Annotated in this window: 3 protein-coding genes; all 3 read left to right on the top strand. The window is 74.7% G+C overall.

The annotated features are described in order from the left end of the window. The first annotated feature begins 108 nt into the window (after positions 1 to 108). A complete protein-coding gene (gene rimM, locus ACFUVW_RS20655) occupies positions 109 to 660 on the top strand; it encodes a ribosome maturation factor RimM (RefSeq protein WP_430573166.1) in 552 nt (183 codons plus the stop codon). Between the two features lies 1 nt (position 661). Then, on the top strand, positions 662 to 1,483 hold the full coding sequence (gene trmD / locus ACFUVW_RS20660; RefSeq protein WP_430573167.1) for a tRNA (guanosine(37)-N1)-methyltransferase TrmD: 822 nt from the start codon (positions 662 to 664) through the stop codon (positions 1,481 to 1,483). A gap of 168 nt (positions 1,484 to 1,651) precedes the next feature. Further along, complete coding sequence (gene rplS / locus ACFUVW_RS20665; protein ID WP_430573168.1) at positions 1,652 to 2,014, top strand: 50S ribosomal protein L19; 363 nt, start codon at positions 1,652 to 1,654, stop codon at positions 2,012 to 2,014. Positions 2,015 to 2,091: the final 77 nt, after the last annotated feature.

A 2,091-nucleotide genomic window follows, 5' to 3' on the forward strand; every position in this document is an offset into this window, starting at 1 on the left:
GTCCCACACCGTGGGGCCGGGCCTCGTCGTCTGCGGCGGTGCATGCTGGGACCGGCGGACGCCGGACCCACGAGACAGCCCACGAGAGAGTTCGAGACAGGAGTGGTCATGCAGCTGGTGGTGGCGCGCGTCGGGCGGGCGCACGGGCTCCGGGGCGAGGTCGGGCTCGACCTGCGCACCGACAACCCCGAGGAGCGGCTCGCCGTCGGGCTCACCCTCGCGACGGAGCCCGCCGAGGCCGGCCCGCTGACGGTGACGGCCGCGCGGGTGCACCAGGGCCGCTGGCTCGTGTCCTTCGCCGAGGTGGCCGACCGCACCGCGGCGGAGGCGCTGCGGGGCGTCGAGCTCGTCGTCGAGGCCGACGCCTCCGACGAGGAGGACGCCTGGTACCCCCACGAGCTCCAGGGCCTGCGTGCCGAGCTCGAGGACGGCACCGTGGTCGGCGAGGTCACCGGGCTCGAGCACCTGCCGGCGCACGACGCGCTCGTCCTGCGGGAGACGGGCGGGGAGCGCACGCTCGTCCCGTTCGTCCGCGCCATCGTTCCGGTGGTCGACGTCGCGGGCGGGCGCGTGGTGCTGACTCCGCCGGGTGGGCTGCTCGCCCGGGACGCGGCATCCGCCGTCGTCGACCGGCCCGACGACGCGCAGGGCGAGGGCTGACGTGCGCGTCGACGTCGTCTCGATCTTCCCCGACTACCTGGCCGCGCTGGACCTGTCGCTGGTGGGCAAGGCCCGCAGGGCGGGGCTACTCGACCTGCGGGTGCACGACCTGCGGGACTGGACCACCGACCGGCACCGCACGGTCGACGACACCCCGTTCGGCGGGGGAGCGGGCATGGTCATGCGCCCGGACGTCTGGGGCCGAGCCCTCGACGACGTCCTGCCGGCGGGCGGCGGCGGGCACCTGGTGGTGCCCACGCCGTCGGGCGACGTCTTCACGCAGCGGCACGCGGAGGCGCTGGCGGCCGAGGAGCACGTGGTCATCGCCTGCGGGCGCTACGAGGGCATCGACGCGCGCGTCGCCGAGCGCACCCGGGCCGCCGGTCGCCGCGTCAGCGAGCTGTCGATCGGGGACTACGTCCTCAACGGCGGGGAGGTGGCCGCGCTCGTCATGATCGAGGCGTTCGGGCGGCTGCTGCCCGGCGTCGTGGGCAACCCGCACTCGCTGGTCGAGGAGTCGCACGGTGCGGCCGGCCTGCTGGAGTACCCGGTGTACACGAAGCCGCCGGAGTGGGAGGAGCTCGAGGTGCCCGAGGTGCTCCTGTCCGGCCACCACGCCCGGATCGAGCGCTGGCGCCGCGACCGCGCCCTGGAGCGGACCGCCGCGCGGCGTCCCGACATGGTGGCCGCGCTCGACCCGGCGTCGCTCGACGAGGCCGACCGGGCCGTCCTCGCCGGCCTGGGCTGGGAGGTGCGTGACGGACGCCTCCGTCGGGCGGGGGAGCCCGAGCCGGGGGGCGTGCCGGGACGTATGGCAGAATAGGTCGCTGGTGTGTTCGCCGACCCGGCCTCTGCCACAGGGGAGGTCACGGCGGCTGCTGGTCAGCCCGCCCGGTCGAGGAGCCGACGCACCACCGTTACGTCAGACACCGCGCGCCTGCGGGCGCGCCAGGATCTTGCACCTGACCTGTGGCAGGGCGGGGAGACAACCATGCACACGCTCGACTCCGTCGACGCAGCCTCGCTGCGCTCCGACGTCCCGGACTTCCGCGCCGGCGACACCGTCAAGGTCAACGTCAAGGTCGTCGAGGGCAACCGCTCGCGCGTCCAGGCGTTCCAGGGCATCGTCATCGCGCGCCAGGGCGGCGGCGTCCGCGAGACGTTCACCGTCCGCAAGATCAGCTTCGGCGTCGGCGTGGAGCGCACGTTCCCCCTGCACGCCCCGACCATCGACTCGATCGAGGTCGTCTCCCGCGGCGTCGTCCGCCGGGCGAAGCTGTACTACCTGCGCAACCTCCGCGGCAAGAAGGCGAAGATCCGCGAGAAGCGCGAGACCGCGCCGGCCTCGAAGTGAGGCCGTGCGGCGTGACGCACCGCGTCGCGTCGCGCTGACACGCACCCCGGACGGGCGGTCCTGCCGATGGCAGGGCC

Origin of the sequence: Isoptericola sp. NPDC057391, from assembly GCF_042668085.1 — a bacterium.
GTDB lineage: Bacteria > Actinomycetota > Actinomycetes > Actinomycetales > Cellulomonadaceae > Isoptericola.